Below are 16180 nucleotides of genomic sequence, written 5' to 3'. Positions count from 1 at the left end.
ATCAGAATGCCATTCTCCGATTACAAGACCGCGTTGGTCACTGGCGCTTCCTCCGGTATCGGCGCAGCCGTCGTAGAGCGGCTTCGCCGCGAGAATATCGAGGTGCATGCGATTGCGCGCAGTGCTGGTCCACTGAAGGAATTGGCAGAACGCACGGCATGCATTGCCCACGTCATCGACGTGACGGATCGTGCTGCCATCGCCGATCTCGCGAACCGCGTTCAGTTTGACATTCTGGTCAACAATGCCGGCGTCGACCGGCCGAAGAAATTCCTTCAAGCGGACGAAGAGGACATAGACCTCCTCATCGACGTCAATCTTCGCGCCGTCCTGCATATCTGCCGCCTGATCGTACCCGGCATGGTGGCGCGCGACTGCGGACATGTCGTCAACATCTCCTCGATTGCCGGCAACTATAATTTCGGCGGCAACTCCGCCTATCATGCCGTCAAAGCCGGCGTCGCCATGCTGTCGAACCAGTTGCGTATCGACGCGTTCGGCAAGCGCGTCCGCGTGACCGAAATCTGCCCCGGCCGCGTCGCGACCGATATTTTCAACCATGTCCATGGCAGCGACCCCAGTGTGCGCGAACGCTTCATCGATGGGTTTGAGCTGCCGCAGGCGGCCGATATTGCTGACGCAATCGCCTTTGCGATTGCCGCGCCGGTCGCAGTCAATATTGGCCACATGGAAATCACCCCGACACTGCAGGTAATGGGCGGCCTTCAGACGGCCAAGCCAGAGACGCCAGCCGCCCAATCTGACGCGGAAGGTGCCAAGCGGTGAGCGGGTTCGATCTCTCGGCCATCCTGAGCAATCCGGACTATCAGGCGATGCTCCTGGAGGGCATCGAGATGACTTTCGTCATCTATATCGGCTCCTGGCTGTTGGCCACGACGCTCGCCATTCTGCTCTTTGCCTTCCGGATGTCGCCGCTTCGTGTTGGCGACCCGATCGTAAAGGCTTACGTTTCCTATCATCGCAATGTTCCGACACTCGTGCAGCTCATGCTGTGGTATTTCGGAATCTATTCGTTGATGCCGCAAGGCATCACAGACTGGCTCGCCAACCATAATGCCGAAGCCATATTCGCGGTCATCGGGCTCGGATTGTGTCAGGCGGCTTATTTCAGCGAGGATTTGCGTTCCGGTCTGCGTTCTGTCAGTCCGGGGCAGATGGAAGCTGCCAAAGCTCTCGGGCATGGTTATCTCTCCGCAATGCGTTTCGTGATCATGCCCCAAGGCCTGCGCAATGCACTGCCACCGCTGATCAACCACAGTGTCTCCCTTTTCAAGAATAGCAGTCTTGCCATCGTCGTCGGTGCGTCAGAGCTTACGCATGCGGTGAAGGAAATCGATAATGTCAGCTTCCGCACCTTTGAGATCTATCTGATCGGCACCGTTATCTATCTGTTCTTCTCGCTCATCATCATGGCCTTGGGCGCATATTTCGCCATGCGTGCCGATCCGATGCGGAGGGCGCGCGCTTGATCCAGGACATTATCAATATCATCCATGACTATTGGCTTCTGTTGCTGATCGGCCAGTATCCCAACGGCCCGCTGGGCGGCCTTGCCAATACGCTCATCCTGTCCGCACTCGCCATTGCGCTCGCTTTCCCTCTCAGCATCCTGCTTGCCATGGCGCGCCTTTCCAAATGGGCGGCTCTCAGATGGCCAGTGACCGGCCTGGTCTACATCACACGCGGCGTTCCGCTGCTGATGCTGATCCTTTGGTCCTATTTCATCGTTCCGCTTTGGACCGGCGCTGACGTGCCGAGTTTCCTGATCATGCTGGTAACGCTTGTCATCTATGAGGGTGCGTTCTTGAGCGAGGTCGTGCGGGCCGGCATCGTTTCACTCGGCCAGGGGCAAATGGACGCCGCCAGGGCGCTCGGCCATAGTTATATCGGAGCGATGCGCTTCGTGATCTTGCCGCAGGCGCTCTACAATATGATCCCGAGCATGATCTCGACGTTCGTCTCGACGATCAAGGACACGACGCTTGGTTATGTCATCAATGTGCCGGATCTCACGTTTGCGGCAAGCCAGGTGAACAACCAGCTTCTCTCGCAGCCCTTCCAGGTCTTCTTCATCCTTGCCGTGGTCTACTATCTCCTTTGCTGGAGCCTGACCCACGTCGCTAACAGCGTTGAAAAGCGAATTGCTCGCCGACGTGCCGGGCCGAGCAAAGCGCGCCTCCGCACCGATGTCGTTCCCCTCAAAACATTTACGGAGCAGCTATGAGCATCCCAGTTTCCGGGCCGCAGGACGCTCAGGAGATACGCCTTCACGAGGTCTGCAAGAGCTACGGTCATTACCAGGTGCTGAAGAACATCAACGCCGATGTCAGCCGCGGCGAGGTGGTCGTCATTTGCGGGCCGTCCGGTTCCGGCAAGTCCACCCTGATCCGTACGATCAACAGGCTGGAGGAGATCAACAGCGGTTCGATCAGTTTTGAGGGAAAGAATATTCACGCCCCGATGGGTGGTTCCGAGCTAAACCGGCTGCGCAGCCGGATCGGTTTCGTTTTTCAGAATTTCAACCTGTTTCCCCATTTGTCCGTCGTCGACAACATTGCCATGTCGCCGATCCGGGTGAAGGGCGTGCCGGCGAAGGTCGCGCGCGACAAGGCCGTTGCGCTGCTTCATCGCGTCGGTCTTGCCGACAAGGCAAATGCCTATCCCGGCCAGCTTTCAGGCGGTCAGCAGCAGCGCGTGGCAATCGCCCGCGCGCTCGCGATGGAGCCGCCCGTCATGCTTTTTGACGAGCCGACGAGCGCACTCGATCCGGAGATGGTGGGCGAAGTGCTGAGCGTCATGAAAAGCCTGGCGGCCGAAGGAATGACCATGCTCTGCGTCACCCACGAAATGGGCTTTGCCCGCGAAGTGGCGGACCGGATCTGGTTCATCGACGCGGGCGAGATCCTGGAGACCGCTCCTCCCGAGGAGTTCTTTAAAACTCCCCGCCATCCCAGAGCTCAGCGCTTTCTTTCCGATTTGCGCCACTAGAGCAATTCCAGGAAAAGTGCATAGCGGTTTTCCGTCCGGAATTGCGGAAAAACAAAGAGATAGAGCGATTCTGAGATTCCGTGAAAAGCTGAACCGCTCTAGGCATCACAAAGCAATAACAAGGAKAACAGCAATGAATTGGAAATGCTTCACCGTAACGCTGGCACTCGCGGGCATCGCCGGCGCCATGCCGGCCAAGGCCGACCAGCTCGACACGATCATGTCGGCAAAGACGCTGCGCTGCGCGACCTATGCGGATGTCCCCCCGTTTTCCTCTCCTGATCCCAAGACCCGCGAAATGGCTGGGTTCGACGTCGATCTGTGCAAGGCGATCGCAAATGAACTCGGCGTGAAGGCTGAGATCAAGCCGATTTCGGTCGAAGCGCGTGTTCCCGAAGTCAAGCTTGGCCGCGTCGACATCACGGTCGCCAACCTTGCTTATACGCTGAGCCGCGCCGAGCAGATCCAGTTCAGCGATCCTTATTATGTCGCCAAGGAAATGCTCATCGTTCCCGCTGATGACGCCGGCAAGAAGAAGGCCGATTACGAGGGCCAGCGTCTTGCCTCGACCAAGGGCTCGACCTCGGAACTGGCGATCAAGCTCAATAAGTCCGACCCGCTCACCTTCCAGGATACGGGGTCTGCATATCTCGCCGTTCAGCAGGGCAAGGCGCGTGGCATGGTCGCGAACACCATGACGACGACGCTACTGGTCAACCAGTCGAAGACCAAGGGCAAGCAGATGCGGATGATCGACGAGCCGATGCTGCTGGAGCCGGTCGGTATCGGCATGCAGAAGGACCAGCCCGCCCTGACCGCAAAGATCAACGCAATCCTGCATAAGCTCGACGACTCGGGCGAGATCAACAAGATCTGGGACAAATGGCTCGGCCCGAACACGGAATACAAGATGACCCGCAACGAAAAGGTTGTACCAATCTCCGAATTGAAGTTCGAACCAATCCCTTGATGCCGCATCCCTTCGCCTGATCGGTGATCCATCCGAACATCGTTGTTGATCGCCGGCGGCACTGCCTGCCGCCGGCCTAACCATGAGAAGTTTCCATGACCCACATCAAAGATATCGCCGAGCGACCGAGCAAAGCAGACATCGAGGCGCTCTCCAAATTCTCGCCCGCGACGATCCATGAGGCCCAGGGTCGCCGTGGCGCACTTTCCTCGCGCCTGAAGCCGGTGGACTATCGCATGAAGCTTTGCGGCCCGGCCTTCACGGTGAAGTCCGCGCCGCGCGACAACATCATGCTGCAACTTGCGATCAACTACGCCAAGCCGGGCGACATCATCGTCGTGTCCGCGGGCGAATACGAGGAAGCGGGTTCCTTCGGCGATGTCCTGGCCAATGCCTGCCTTGCCAAGGGCATCGGCGGATTGGTGACCGACACCGGCGTGCGCGATACGCTTCAATTGCGGGAACTTGGATTTCCGGTCTTCTCGCTCAGCGTCTGCCTCAAAGGCACCGTCAAGGAAACGATCGCAGCCGTCAACGACCCGATTATCGTCGGCGGAGAGATCATCAATCCAGGCGATATCGTCGTCGGTGACGCGGATGGTCTCGTTGTCGTTCGCAGAGGAGAAGCGCAAGAGGTAGCGCGGCTTTCGCAGGCGCGCGAGGATGCCGAAGCCGGCTATATCGAAGCCTATAAGCAGGGCAAATCGGTCATCGAAGTCAGTAAGCTCGAACCGGTGCTGAAAGCCAAGGGCCTCATCGTCGATATCTGACGGCCTCTTTGAGGCATCCCAGTCGGCCGGAGAATACAGTCCGGCCGACCGATGGCGCAGATCCGACTATGCTGCTTTCAGCAACGCCCCATGCGGATCCAAGACGAACTTCGTCGCCGCACCCTGGTCGAAGCTTTCGTAGCCTTGGGCGGCATCTTCAAGCGAGATGATTTTTGCGTTGACGATGTCGGCAATTGGCAGCCGATCATGCAGGATTGCCTGCATGAGTTGCCGGTTGTACTTCAAGACCGGAGTCTGACCTGTATGGAAGGACTGCGCCTTCGCCCAGCCGAGGCCTAAGCGTAGGGAGAGGCTGCCGTGCTTGGCCGCAGCATCGACCGCGCCCGGATCTTCTGTGACATAGAGGCCGGGAATGCCGATCGAGCCGGCTGCGCGGGTGATTTCCATCATCTGATTGAGGACGATTGCCGGCTGTTCACCACCCGAGTGGCCGCGAGCCTCGAAGCCGACGGCATCGATGGCGCTGTCCACTTCGTCGCTGCCAACGACTTCTGCAATCATTTCGCCGAGGCGATCGCTCTTGGACAGGTCTATCGGCTCGAAGCCAACCTTTGCGGCATGTGCGAGGCGTTCCTTGTTGAAGTCGCCGATCATGACGACGGCCGCACCCAGGATGCGGGCGGAAGCTGCCGCCGCCAGACCCACCGGACCAGCACCTGCGACATAGACAGTGGATCCTACGCCGACACCAGCGCGAACGGCGCCGTGAAAGCCGGTGGGCAGAATGTCCGACAGCATGGTGAGGTCACGGATCTTCGCCATGGCCTTGTCGCGATCAGGGAACTTCAGCAGATTGAAATCCGCATAGGGCACCATCACATAGCGCGCCTGGCCGCCGATCCAGCCACCCATGTCGACATAACCATAGGCGCCGCCTGCGCGTGACGGGTTCACCGTCAGGCAAACGCCGGTATCCTGCGATTTGCAGCAGCGGCAGCGGCCGCAAGCGACATTGAAAGGAACCGAGACGATATCGCCGATGTCGAGCATCTCCACATCGACGCCTTTTTCAATGATCTGCCCGGTGATCTCATGGCCAAGCACGAGACCCGGCATGGCGGTCGTGCGGCCACGCACCATGTGCTGATCAGAGCCGCAGATATTCGTGGAGATCACCTTCAGGATAACGCCGTGCTCGATACGACGGCCGTCCGGCGCCTCCAGTTTTGGATCATCGATGTCGCGAACCTCTACGCGACCGGGCCGCATATAAACGACGCCTCTGTTGCCAGTCATGCCATCTCCTCCTTGGTTCAACACTTGATCATCACTGTCCGCGATCGCCTCCTGTTCGGCCCGCTCCTCAACGGCCGAACAGAAGTAAAAATCGACCGCGGCCACCGCGATTTCAGCGGCGGCCGGTCCACTATCGAGAAGGTGTCCGGACAACACCTTCGACATGTCTAAAAGACCACACCTGCAGGATGCGGTGCCCTCAGGAAAGCGACTCAACAGATATCCATGGGCGACGCTCCATCTCACGCCTCGATCGACACATCGCCTGTTGGCTGTGAGCAGCAGGCCAGGATGTAGCCTTCTTCGATTTCTTCATCGAGAATGCCACCGTTGTGCCGCATATCGACCTCGCCCGAAACCTTCATGATGCGGCATGTGCCGCATAGGCCACCCTCGCAGGCAGCGCCGATGCGTACGCCGATGGCGCGGGCCGTCTGCAGGATCGTCTGGCCAGGCGGGCACTTGGCCTCCTTGCCGGCCATGGTAAAGGTGACGGTAGCAATCGCATCGGCATTGGTCTCGCCCGGGCCGGCGCGCACCGCGAGTTCCTCGGCTGCGGGTGCTGCCGCAGGCTGGAAGCTTTCCTCATGGTAACGGTCCATGTTGAAGCCGCAGACCTTCAACATGTCGCGTACGCCACGCATGAAGGGCTCGGGACCACAGCAAAATACCGTGCGCTCGCGGAAATCAGGGGTTAGCAACGAAAGACGCGCCGCATCGATGCGGCCGCGCAGCCCATGCCATCCGTCACGCGGATTGTGGTTTTTGACGATGAAACCGAGCGAAAGCTTCGGCATCTGCGCCGCGAGACATTCGAGTTCCGTCTTGAAGAGCAGGTCGTCCGGTGTGCGGGCGCATGAGATGAAGCCAACGTCCGCCTGCGGCGTACAGTCCGCCATCCAGCGGATCATCGACATCATCGGTGTGATGCCGGAGCCGCCCGAGATGAAGAGGTATTTTTCGCCCGGATGGCGCACGAATGAGAAGTCGCCAAGCGGCCCGAAAGCCTTCAGCTTTATCCCCGGTTTGAGGTTGTCGAACATCCAGCGCGTACCGATGCTCGTTGCCTGGGCCTTCACCGTCACGGAGACGGAAAAGGGTCGTGAGGGCGTCGACGACAGCGTATAGGTACGGAACACCGGCTCGTTTTCGGAAACGGGTAACTCCAGGGTTACGAACTGGCCTGGCAAATATCGGAACCAATTGTCCCGGTCGGAGCGGAACGTGAAGGTCATCACATCAGGTGTCTCCACCGTGGCGGCGATGCACTCCAGCAGGTCGTGGCGGTCATTCCACGGCTGCAGTTCGTCGAAGTGGCGAAATGTGCTGACAGTCGTCATGTCAGGCCACCTGCAACAGAGGCTTCGCCACGCCGTCGAGCCGATCGATCATGAAGTTGGAATACCATTCGACGAACTGCTTGACGCCATTTTCGTCTTCCGGCGAGTAGGGGCCGGGCTCGTAAGCGGGCGAGCGGATGCCGAAGGCATTTTCTTCAACAATCCGGCGGTCCTGGTCGTTTGTCTCGGTCCAGACATGCGTAAGCTCATCAAGACGATAGTCGACACCTTCGACGGCGTCCTTGTTGACGAGCCATTTGGTGGTGACCTGCGTCCGTTCCGGCCCGAGCGGCAGGACACGGAAGGTGACCGCGTGGTCTGCGAGTACGTGGTTCCACGTCGTCGGGTAGTGGAAGAGCAAGAGCGTGCCGATACCGCTTTCCAGCATGTCGTTGGCAAGCGGACGCTGAACGGCACGAGCACCGGACATGGTGTAGCTCTCGGCGTTCTGGATGAGCGGCATGCGCGCGGCACGGAATTGACCGGTCGGCGAGATGCGGAATTCGCTGGGAAGTCCTGCTGCTTCGCACTTTGCCCAATGCTCGGCGATAACCGGATCGTCCTTGGCACCCTGCACGCCCGTGGCACTTGGCGCCTCCGGATAGGTGCGGCAAAGTTCGGGGTGATTGGCGGCGCAGTGATAGCACTCGCGATTGTTTTCCCAGACGAGCTTCCAATTGCCTTTCTCGATGATCGTGCTTTCGAAAGCGACCTTCGTTTCGCCGAGACGGTGTCGGGCAAGGTAGGGCTCGACGGTATCGCGGAAGGGCGCGAAATCCGGCGCCTGATCGGCGAGGCAGATGAAGATGTATCCACCGACAGTCTCGCAGTGGATCGGCTTCAGACCATGTTGGTTCTTGTCGAAATCCTCCGCCATATGGCGGGCGAACAGCAGACTGCCGTCCAGCTCATAGGTCCATTGGTGATAGGGGCAAACAAGTTTCGCCGACGAGCCCTTGTCTTGCGCACAGACGCGCGAGCCGCGGTGACGACAGGAATTGTGCAGCGCGTGGATTGTACCCGCCCGGTCGCGAGTAAGAACGACAGAATAATCACCGACCTGCGCCGTGAAATAATTGCCGGCCTTCGGAATCTCGCAGTCATGACCAATGAACAGCCAATCGCGATACCAGATGGTCTCCAAATCGAGCTTGTAATAATCGGGATCGGTGTAAAAGGCCTGCTCCAGGCTGTAACCGTGGCGGCGGTTCTTAAGCTTGCGGAGCACGTCGCTGGCAATATCCATTCTCTTGATCCCCTAAGGGACTGTTGGATGGAATCGTCGGCATCGATATCGCAAAGCGGTACCGCCCGCCTGATCGCCATCGCAATCAGTCGTGTTGTTTTCGTCTCGAACTGGTTTCCGGGCTTCAGAACTGTCCGTTCGGACTTCGACATACTTTCCCAGGCAAAAAGCCAGTGGAATCATATCGGTTATTCGCTCTGCTACCGTTGCGGGGGCGGCGGCGACGGTCGCCGGCTTTCCAATTATCCGCATCACCAATTCGATGCCGCACCCGAGAACAGCGTGAACATAACGTATCGCTTAGCGCGCCCAAGCATGCATCGCGACATTTGTGTCGCAGATTGAATATGGCGCATATATTTAAAAAGACCCGCCCAAATGGTCGCGGTTTTCAGGCGCAGCCCGTCGGCTGCGCAAAAGGCGCCAATGGTACGGTCAGGATGGTTGGCAAGCTGGATTTCTTTGGAAAAGGGCCGGTTATTCTTCCGATATTCAAACAGTCGGAATTGGTCGTGTCTCGGCCAATGGGGTATGGGCTACCCAGGTGGCACAGGCGAATCGACGATCCGCCTGTGCCGAGATTTCATCGTCAGTGCGAATTGACCATCGCCGTCGCCAGTTGGCGGAAATTCACGACGCCAAGCGGTTGACCCGTTGGTGCGACGACGTGGACCTCCCCGTCGGGTGACGAGCACAACAAGCGCACCGCTTCTTCAACGGTAGTACCTGCTGCGATCGTCGGCCCGCCAGTCAGGGCTGCGGATGGCAGCGGCATCATGATAGCCTCGACCTGAACGACACGCCCTCGGTTCACCTCTTTCACGAAATTGGCGACGTACTCGTCGGCCGGCCGCAGGACGATATCCTGGCTGGTGCCCTGCTGGATGACTTCGCCATCGCGCAGGATCGCGATCTGATCTCCGAGACGAAGCGCCTCGTCGAGGTCATGAGTAATGAAGACGATGGTTTTCTTGATCTCCTTCTGCAGATCCAGAAGAACCGTCTGCATGTCCATGCGGATCAGCGGATCAAGAGCCGAATAGGCCTCGTCCATCAACAGGACCGGCGCGTCGTTGGAAAGCGCTCGGGCGAGGCCAACACGTTGTTGCATGCCGCCCGAAAGCTGGTTGGGATACTTTTTCTCGAATCCCTTCAAGCCGACGCGCTCCAGCCAATTCATGGCAATGGCGACGCTTTTTGCCCGGTCCATGCCCTGCACTTCGAGGCCGTAAACGGTGTTGTCGAGCACGTTGCGATGAGGAAGGAGCGCGAACTTCTGGAACACCATCGCGGTCTGATGCCTGCGGAATTGGCGAAGCTTATCCTCATTCATCTTCACGATGTCGACGCCGTCGACCAGCATTTCACCGGCCGTGGGGTCGATGAGGCGGTTGATATGCCGGATCAAGGTGGACTTGCCGGAACCGGAAAGCCCCATGATCACCTGGATGCAGCCCGAAGGAATTTCGAGATTGATGTCCTTCAGCCCCAGGACGTGGCCGTGCTTCTCGTTGAGCTCCGTCTTGGACAGGCCGTTCTGAACGGCCTGGATGTGGGCCTTGGGATTGGGTCCAAAGATCTTATAGAGATTGCGGACCTTGATCCCGCCGAAATGATGATCAGCCATGGACGGTCTCCCGGTGTTTCTGAATTCTCTTGCCATAGGCCTGGCTCACACGGTCGAAGATGATGGCAATGCCGACGATCGCGAGGCCGTTGAAAATACCGAGCGTGAAGTACTGGTTGGCAATCGCCTTCAGAACCGGCTGGCCAAGTCCTTGCACGCCGATCATCGAGGCAATGACGACCATCGCCAACGCCATCATGATGGTCTGGTTGATACCGGCCATGATGGTGGGAAGGGCGAGCGGCAGTTGCACCTTGAAAAGCTTCTGCCAATTGGACGATCCAAAAGCGTCGGCGGCCTCGAGCACGTCCTTGTCGACAAGGCGGATGCCGAGATCGGTTAGCCTGATCATCGGGGGAATGGCGTAGATGACGACGGCGATGAGCCCCGGCACCTTGCCGATCCCGAGCAGCATGACGACCGGGATAAGATAGACGAAGCTCGGCATCGTCTGCATGACGTCGAGGATGGGGTTGACCACCCTTTGGATGCGATCGGAGCGGGACATGATGATGCCCATCGGAATGCCGATGGCGATCGACAGCAAGGTGCAGACGAAGATCATGGAGACCGTCCGCATGGTGTCGTCCCACATATCGAAATAGCCGATCAGCAGGAGTGTCACGAGACAGCCAACGACGATTTTCATGCTTCGGCTCGCCGCCCAGGCGATCACGAGAATGATCAGGGTGATGATCGGCCATGGCGTCTGCGTCATGAAACGATCGGCGGCGATCAAAAAGTGCTGCAGCGGAGAAAAAAAGCTTTCGATCGCGTCGCCATAGCCGCGGGTGAATGTTCGAAACGCTTCGTCAATACCCTTCTTCAGGCTGGCGAGTGTTTCATCGTTCATGTGTGGGAATTTATAAAACCATTCCATTCGGTTCCCCTTTTTAAAAAAGAAGCCGTGGCAAGTCTTTTTGATTTTATCGGCAGCTAGGAAGCGGTGCGCTTTTGCGCACCGCAAGATTTTACCATTACAACGAAGCTTCGATTTTCTTCGCCGCTTCCGGCGAAACCCACTTCGTCCAGATGTCCTTGTTTTCCTTGAGGAAGTGCTTGGCGCCGTCTTCGCCCGTTGCCTGATTGTCGGTCATCCAAGCCATGAGCTTGTTGACCGTGTCGTTGCTCCAGGAACGCTTCTTAAGGTATCCGAGGACGTCAGGGCCTGCCTTTTCCGAAAAAGACTTGGCTACAAGCGTCACAACGTGGTCGACCGGCCATGCGTTCGGCTTCGGATTGGGGCAGTCCGCAACGGTGTTGCAGCGCTTCCATTCGGCCGCGTCAGCGGGTACGCCAGCCTCAAGCTTGACCATCGCGTATTTGCCGAGCAAGGCGGTTGGCGCCCAATAGTAGCCGACCCAGCCTTCCTTGCGCTCGTAGGCCTTGGCGATCGAGCCGTCCAGGCCGGCAGCCGAGCCAGTATCGACCAGCGTGAAGCCAGCCTTCTGAGCATCAAAGGCCTTGTAGAGTTGCGAGGTCACGACCGTGCCGCCCCAGCCCTGCGGACCGTTGACAATGGCACCCTTCTTGGAATCTTCCGGATCGGGGAAGAGTTCCGGATGCTTCAGCATGTCCGGGATCGTCTTGATGTCCGGATGAGCGTCGGCGATGTATTTCGGAATCCACCAGCCTTGAACGCCGCCATCGGGCAGGGACGTGCCGGCGATAACCAGCTTACCTTCTTCCGTGCCCTTCTTGACGACATCCGGAAGAAGATCGATCCAGGCTTCTGGCGCGATGTCCGGCTGGCCTTTTTCAGCCATGGAGGTGATGGTCGGAACGGTGTCACCGACGGTGATCTCGGCGCTGCAACCGTAGCCTTCGTTGAGAATGATCTTGTCGAGGTTCGACAGAACCTCCGCGCTCTGCCAGTTCATGCTGGCGATGGTGACGCTCCCGCATTCTCCGGCGCTTGCAATCGACGCTCCGCCGAGCAGGCCAAACATCAGGCATGTGGACGCAAGTAGTTTTTTCATTATCGTTCCCTCATTTTGCGGCATGTATTGGGCAAGCGGGTTGTGCCGCGTGAACCCGCTTCAACGGCTATCAGGAGCTCCTCCTCCTGCGATAACCGATCTCTCTAAAGCACTGATGCGCCGGTGAACGGCAGCCAGCCTCAAGGCTGTACTGATGTTCGCCGGTCTGAATTACATTGGAAGTTGGGTCGCCCTCGTTGTCTTGTTGCCAAGGCTTGCTGGATTGATGATGCTGCTAAGGACAAATGTTCAACTAGCCCACAAAAGGCGTCAGGTTGTTCGAAAGCTGGGCACGCTATGCTGGCCATCATTGAAAGGGTAACTGACCTTTCGCACGTCGACGAATGTGGATCACCGCTCATGCCAGTCGTATATACTGTGCATTTGAAACACATAGGATGTTTGCGACGATCGGGTGGTTGTTTCGAGACAGTGACAGCGGAGACGCCAGCATCGATCTTGGATTTCGAATGCAAGATCGATTGATCCGGCAGAGGGGCATTGTTTGCTCGACGCCGCCGGCATGTGGCGGCGTCGGACAATTGCTTCAATGACTGTCGGCAAAGCGATGAGGCTTATGCGCCGTTTTAGATCAAGCGCTTAGCTTTTCGGCTTCAGGCTTTCCGGGTCATAGATCGGCTTGTAACCGATGCCGACCACCTCGACCGGATAGGTCTCTGCAAAATATTCGATGTTAAGCTTGCGACCTTCCTGGCAATGGCTCCAGGGCAGGTAGGCAAGCGCAATGTTCTTACCGATGGTTGGGCCAAATGCGATCGAGGTCGTGTAGGAGCGGCGGCCAAGTTCGTCCACCAGCACCTCGCCGGTTTCCGGGTCCATGACCGGGAGGTTGCCGAGCGGATAGCGGGCAACACCCTTGCTGTCGACATTGTCGGTCATGACGAGTGTGCAAAGCACGGCCGGTTGATGGTCGCGCGCCTTGTACTCCAGATGTTTCGCCTTGCCGCGGAAGTCAGCTTCCTTGACCCTCGGACGGGCGAGGTCGCATTCGATCAGGTTGTACTGGGTCAGCAGGTCCGCGTTCTGCAGACGCAGGCTTTTTTCCATACGGCGCGAGTTTGCATATGTCTCGACGCCGAAGGCCATGACACCCGTTGCACGCAGCGCATCCCAGACGGCAAGGCCATCCTCGTACGCCATGTGCAGTTCCCAGCCCTGCTCGCCGACATAGGAGATGCGGAAGGCAGTGACCCGCTTGCCGGCGATCTCGATGGGCTTGATTGCTGCGAAGGCGAAGTTTTCAGGATCCAATCCTGCCGGATCGGCAACGACCTTCTTCAGCGTGGCGCGGGCGTTCGGCCCCCAGATGCCGATCGTGACGAACTTCTCGGAGACGTCCGTGACGGTGACGTTGAAGCCCTTATCCTCGGCAATACGCTTGATGTAGTGGAAATCACGCGGGCCGGCGTCTGCGCCGTCGATCACTCTGCAGCGATCGGCCATGCGGATGACCGTCAAGTCGGCGCGCACCATGCCCTCGTCGTCGAGGAAGTGGGTATAGATGCCCTTGCCGATATTGGCGTCGCCGCCGATCTTTGCGGCGCAGACCCATTCCATGAGTTCGACATGGTCAGGCCCTTCGACATCGAACATGTAGAAGTGGCTGAGGTTGACGATGCCGCAGTCCTCGCTCATCGCCAGATGCTCGGCATTGGAGACGCGCCAGAAGTGGCGATTGTCCCATTCGTTTTCGCGAACTGGAACACGGTCGCCGTATTTCTCCAGCAGATGTTCGTTGGCGGCGTAGCCGTGCGCACGCTCCCAACCACCCAGCTCCATGAAATAGCCGCCAAGCTCCTTTTCGCGCTCGTAGAAAGGCGAGCGCTTGACGTTGCGGCTCGAGGCATAAGGTTCGCGCGTGTGGACCGCCGGGAAATAGATCTTCTGCGCGGCTTCGTAGCAGCGACTTTCGATAAATTTCTCTTCGAGCTGGTGCGGGTAGAAGCGCGAATAGTCGATGCTGGCGTGGTCGATCTCGGTGCGGCCGTCGGTCATCCAGTCGGCAATCAACTTGCCGTATCCCGGACCGTCCTTGACCCAGATGGCGACGCAGTACCAGAGGCCGCGCACCTTCTGGCTCTCGCCACACGACGGGCCGCCGGCGGCGGATACCTGCAGGAGACCGTTGAAGGAGTGGCCTTCATTATAGCCGAGCTCGCCGAGAATTGGCGTCAGTTCCATGGCGCGTTCGAGCGGCTCGAGGATCTGCTCCATATCCAGGTCGCGCTGCGAGGGCGAGAGACGCGCCTCGTGCTTTTCGAGCAATTCGCGCGGATGGCACATGCGCGGATTGTCCTTCTCGTAGTAACCCCATTCGATCTGACCGCCTTCCGTGGTCTTCGGGTCGCCGGTGTCGCGCATATAGGCGGAGTTGCCCTGATCGCGCAGCAGCGGATAGCCGATTTCCTTGCCGGTGCCTTCGAATTCATTGTAGGGGCCGAAGAAGGTGAGGGGGTGGTCGACGGGCATGACCGGCAGATCTTCGCCAACCATTTCGGCGATCAGGCGACCCCAAAGACCAGCGCAGACGATGACGTGGTCAGCCATGATGGTGCCGCGATGGGTAACGACGCCCTTGATGCGGCCGCCTTCAACAATCAGCGATTTGGCCGGCGTGTTGCCAAATACTTGAAGCTTGCCGGATTTCTCCGCGGCATCGACCAACTTGCCGGCTACAGTCTGCGAGCGTGGAACGACGAGGCCGGCATCCGGATCGAACATGCCGCCCATGACCTGATCTTCCTCGATCAGCGGGAACATCTGCTTGATTTCGGAGGGCGTCACGAGGTGGGCGCGGGTACMGAAAGACTTGGCCGACGTCACCTTGCGCTTGATTTCTTCCATCCAGGTATCGTCGCCGGTGCGAGCGACTTCGAGACCGCCGATGCGGGCATAGTGGCCCATCTTTTCGAAGAAATCGATCGAGTACTGGGTCGTCCAGACCGAAAGATAGTCATGGCTTGTGGTGTAGCAAAAATCCGAGGCGTGCGCCGTGGACCCGATGTCAGTAGGGATGCCCGACTTATCGATGCCGACGATGTCGTCCCAACCGCGTTCGATCAGATGATGCGCGATCGACGCACCAACGATACCTCCGAGGCCAACGATGACGACCCTCGCTTTTTCGGGAAACGCTGACATTTTTACCCCTCTTCGTTTCTAATGAGGTTGAAATTCACTGTATGAGGTCGGGTCTAGCAATGTTTTCGGCGGACCATGCGACAGAACCCGACAGCAGATGTTCAAAGCGGGCCATCCGAAGCTTCGGCGTCATTCCGGTCTCGCTCTTCATATGCACTTCGGGCGCAGTCGTTTCTCACGGGTCCTGCAGCAGGCTCATTGCGCGCTAAATGTCCTGCAATTGCAGGGACGCCATCGATTTTCTGCACATCCAGACCTTCAGTATAAGATTTCCCGGCGATTTTATCTGTTCCTCACCATCGCTCAGCCCATTCTCTCCGACGCATAGCTCCCCGGGCTTGCCGGGAAGACGATGGTGCGGTTGCCGTTGAGGAAGGTGCGGTAGTGGATATGGGCATGGATGGCGCGGGCCAGCACCTGGCTTTCGACATCGCGGCCGATCGAGACATAGTCTTCCGCCGACTGCGCATGCGTGATGCGCGCCGTGTCCTGCTCGATGATCGGACCTTCGTCGAGATCGCCGGTGACGTAATGCGCCGTSGCCCCGATCAGCTTGACGCCGCGCTCATAGGCCTGCTTGTACGGATTGGCGCCCTTGAAGCTCGGCAGGAAGGAATGGTGGATGTTGATGATCTTGCCCGACATCTTCTTGCACAGCGCATCCGACAGCACCTGCATGTAGCGGGCGAGCACGATCAGTTCCGTGCCGGTCTGCTCGACGAGATCCAGCAACTGGGCTTCGGCCTGCGGCTTGTTGTCCTTCGTCACCTTGATGTGGTGGAAGGGGATATCGTGGTTGACCACCACCTTCTGGTAATCG

Annotated in this window: 14 protein-coding genes and 1 riboswitch; of the genes, 6 read left to right on the top strand and 8 right to left on the bottom strand. The window is 58.4% G+C overall.

Features of this window, described 5'->3' with window-relative positions:
- The first annotated feature begins 6 nt into the window (after positions 1-6).
- The 6 genes from QD357_RS19280 to QD357_RS19255 all read left to right on the top strand — a co-directional run bounded on the left by QD357_RS19280 (position 7) and on the right by QD357_RS19255 (position 4749).
- The gene (locus tag QD357_RS19280) at positions 7-786 is read left to right on the top strand and encodes an SDR family oxidoreductase (protein WP_183938845.1); all 780 of its coding nucleotides are present in this window, start codon (positions 7-9) and stop codon (positions 784-786) included.
- Positions 783-1490 carry an amino acid ABC transporter permease gene (locus QD357_RS19275; RefSeq protein WP_414124783.1) on the top strand — a complete coding sequence of 236 codons (708 nt, stop codon included), beginning with the start codon at positions 783-785 and terminating at the stop codon, positions 1488-1490. Before QD357_RS19280 ends, QD357_RS19275 begins: the two co-directional genes overlap by 4 nt.
- Entirely contained in the window at positions 1487-2245 is a 759-nt protein-coding gene (locus tag QD357_RS19270) for an amino acid ABC transporter permease (RefSeq protein WP_183938847.1), read from the top strand. The genes QD357_RS19275 and QD357_RS19270 overlap by 4 nt, the downstream gene beginning before the upstream one ends.
- Positions 2242-3009 (top strand): amino acid ABC transporter ATP-binding protein, encoded by a 768-nt coding sequence (locus tag QD357_RS19265; RefSeq protein WP_414124782.1) that lies wholly within the window; start codon positions 2242-2244, stop codon positions 3007-3009. Before QD357_RS19270 ends, QD357_RS19265 begins: the two co-directional genes overlap by 4 nt.
- 133 nt (positions 3010-3142) lie before the next feature.
- On the top strand, positions 3143-3979 hold the full coding sequence (locus QD357_RS19260) for an ABC transporter substrate-binding protein (protein WP_183938849.1): 837 nt from the start codon (positions 3143-3145) through the stop codon (positions 3977-3979).
- A 95-nt stretch (positions 3980-4074) separates the two neighbouring features.
- On the top strand, positions 4075-4749 hold the full coding sequence (locus QD357_RS19255) for a 4-carboxy-4-hydroxy-2-oxoadipate aldolase/oxaloacetate decarboxylase (protein WP_414124781.1): 675 nt from the start codon (positions 4075-4077) through the stop codon (positions 4747-4749).
- Positions 4750-4815: 66 nt separating this feature from the next.
- Here the strand turns inward: QD357_RS19255 and fdhA are convergent, their stop codons facing one another.
- The 8 genes from fdhA to QD357_RS19215 all read right to left on the bottom strand — a co-directional run.
- Positions 4816-6006 carry a formaldehyde dehydrogenase, glutathione-independent gene (gene fdhA, locus QD357_RS19250; RefSeq protein ID WP_414124780.1) on the bottom strand — a complete coding sequence of 397 codons (1191 nt, stop codon included), beginning with the start codon at positions 6004-6006 and terminating at the stop codon, positions 4816-4818.
- A gap of 242 nt (positions 6007-6248) precedes the next feature.
- The gene (locus tag QD357_RS19245) at positions 6249-7346 is read right to left on the bottom strand and encodes a 2Fe-2S iron-sulfur cluster-binding protein (protein WP_414124779.1); all 1098 of its coding nucleotides are present in this window, start codon (positions 7344-7346) and stop codon (positions 6249-6251) included.
- A 1-nt stretch (position 7347) separates the two neighbouring features.
- Positions 7348-8592 carry an aromatic ring-hydroxylating oxygenase subunit alpha gene (locus QD357_RS19240; RefSeq protein ID WP_414124778.1) on the bottom strand — a complete coding sequence of 415 codons (1245 nt, stop codon included), beginning with the start codon at positions 8590-8592 and terminating at the stop codon, positions 7348-7350.
- 90 nt (positions 8593-8682) lie between these two features.
- Positions 8683-8882: riboswitch (cobalamin riboswitch) on the bottom strand.
- 299 nt (positions 8883-9181) lie between these two features.
- Entirely contained in the window at positions 9182-10219 is a 1038-nt protein-coding gene (locus tag QD357_RS19235) for a quaternary amine ABC transporter ATP-binding protein (protein ID WP_183938854.1), read from the bottom strand.
- On the bottom strand, positions 10212-11099 hold the full coding sequence (locus QD357_RS19230) for an ABC transporter permease (protein ID WP_183938855.1): 888 nt from the start codon (positions 11097-11099) through the stop codon (positions 10212-10214). The genes QD357_RS19235 and QD357_RS19230 overlap by 8 nt, the downstream gene beginning before the upstream one ends.
- 97 nt (positions 11100-11196) lie before the next feature.
- A complete protein-coding gene (locus tag QD357_RS19225; protein ID WP_183938856.1) occupies positions 11197-12198 on the bottom strand; it encodes an ABC transporter substrate-binding protein in 1002 nt (333 codons plus the stop codon).
- Between the two features lie 600 nt (positions 12199-12798).
- Entirely contained in the window at positions 12799-15360 is a 2562-nt protein-coding gene (locus QD357_RS19220; protein WP_414124777.1) for a GcvT family protein, read from the bottom strand.
- A gap of 303 nt (positions 15361-15663) precedes the next feature.
- A partial coding sequence (locus QD357_RS19215; protein ID WP_414124776.1) for a formyltetrahydrofolate deformylase occupies positions 15664-16180 on the bottom strand: 517 nt, incomplete at its 5' end.

It is taken from the genome of Rhizobium sp. BR 317 (assembly GCF_047445835.1).
Lineage (GTDB): Bacteria > Pseudomonadota > Alphaproteobacteria > Rhizobiales > Rhizobiaceae > Rhizobium > Rhizobium paranaense.
Note: the sequence above shows the minus strand (reverse complement) of the source record. Positions and strands in the feature narration are given on the sequence as shown.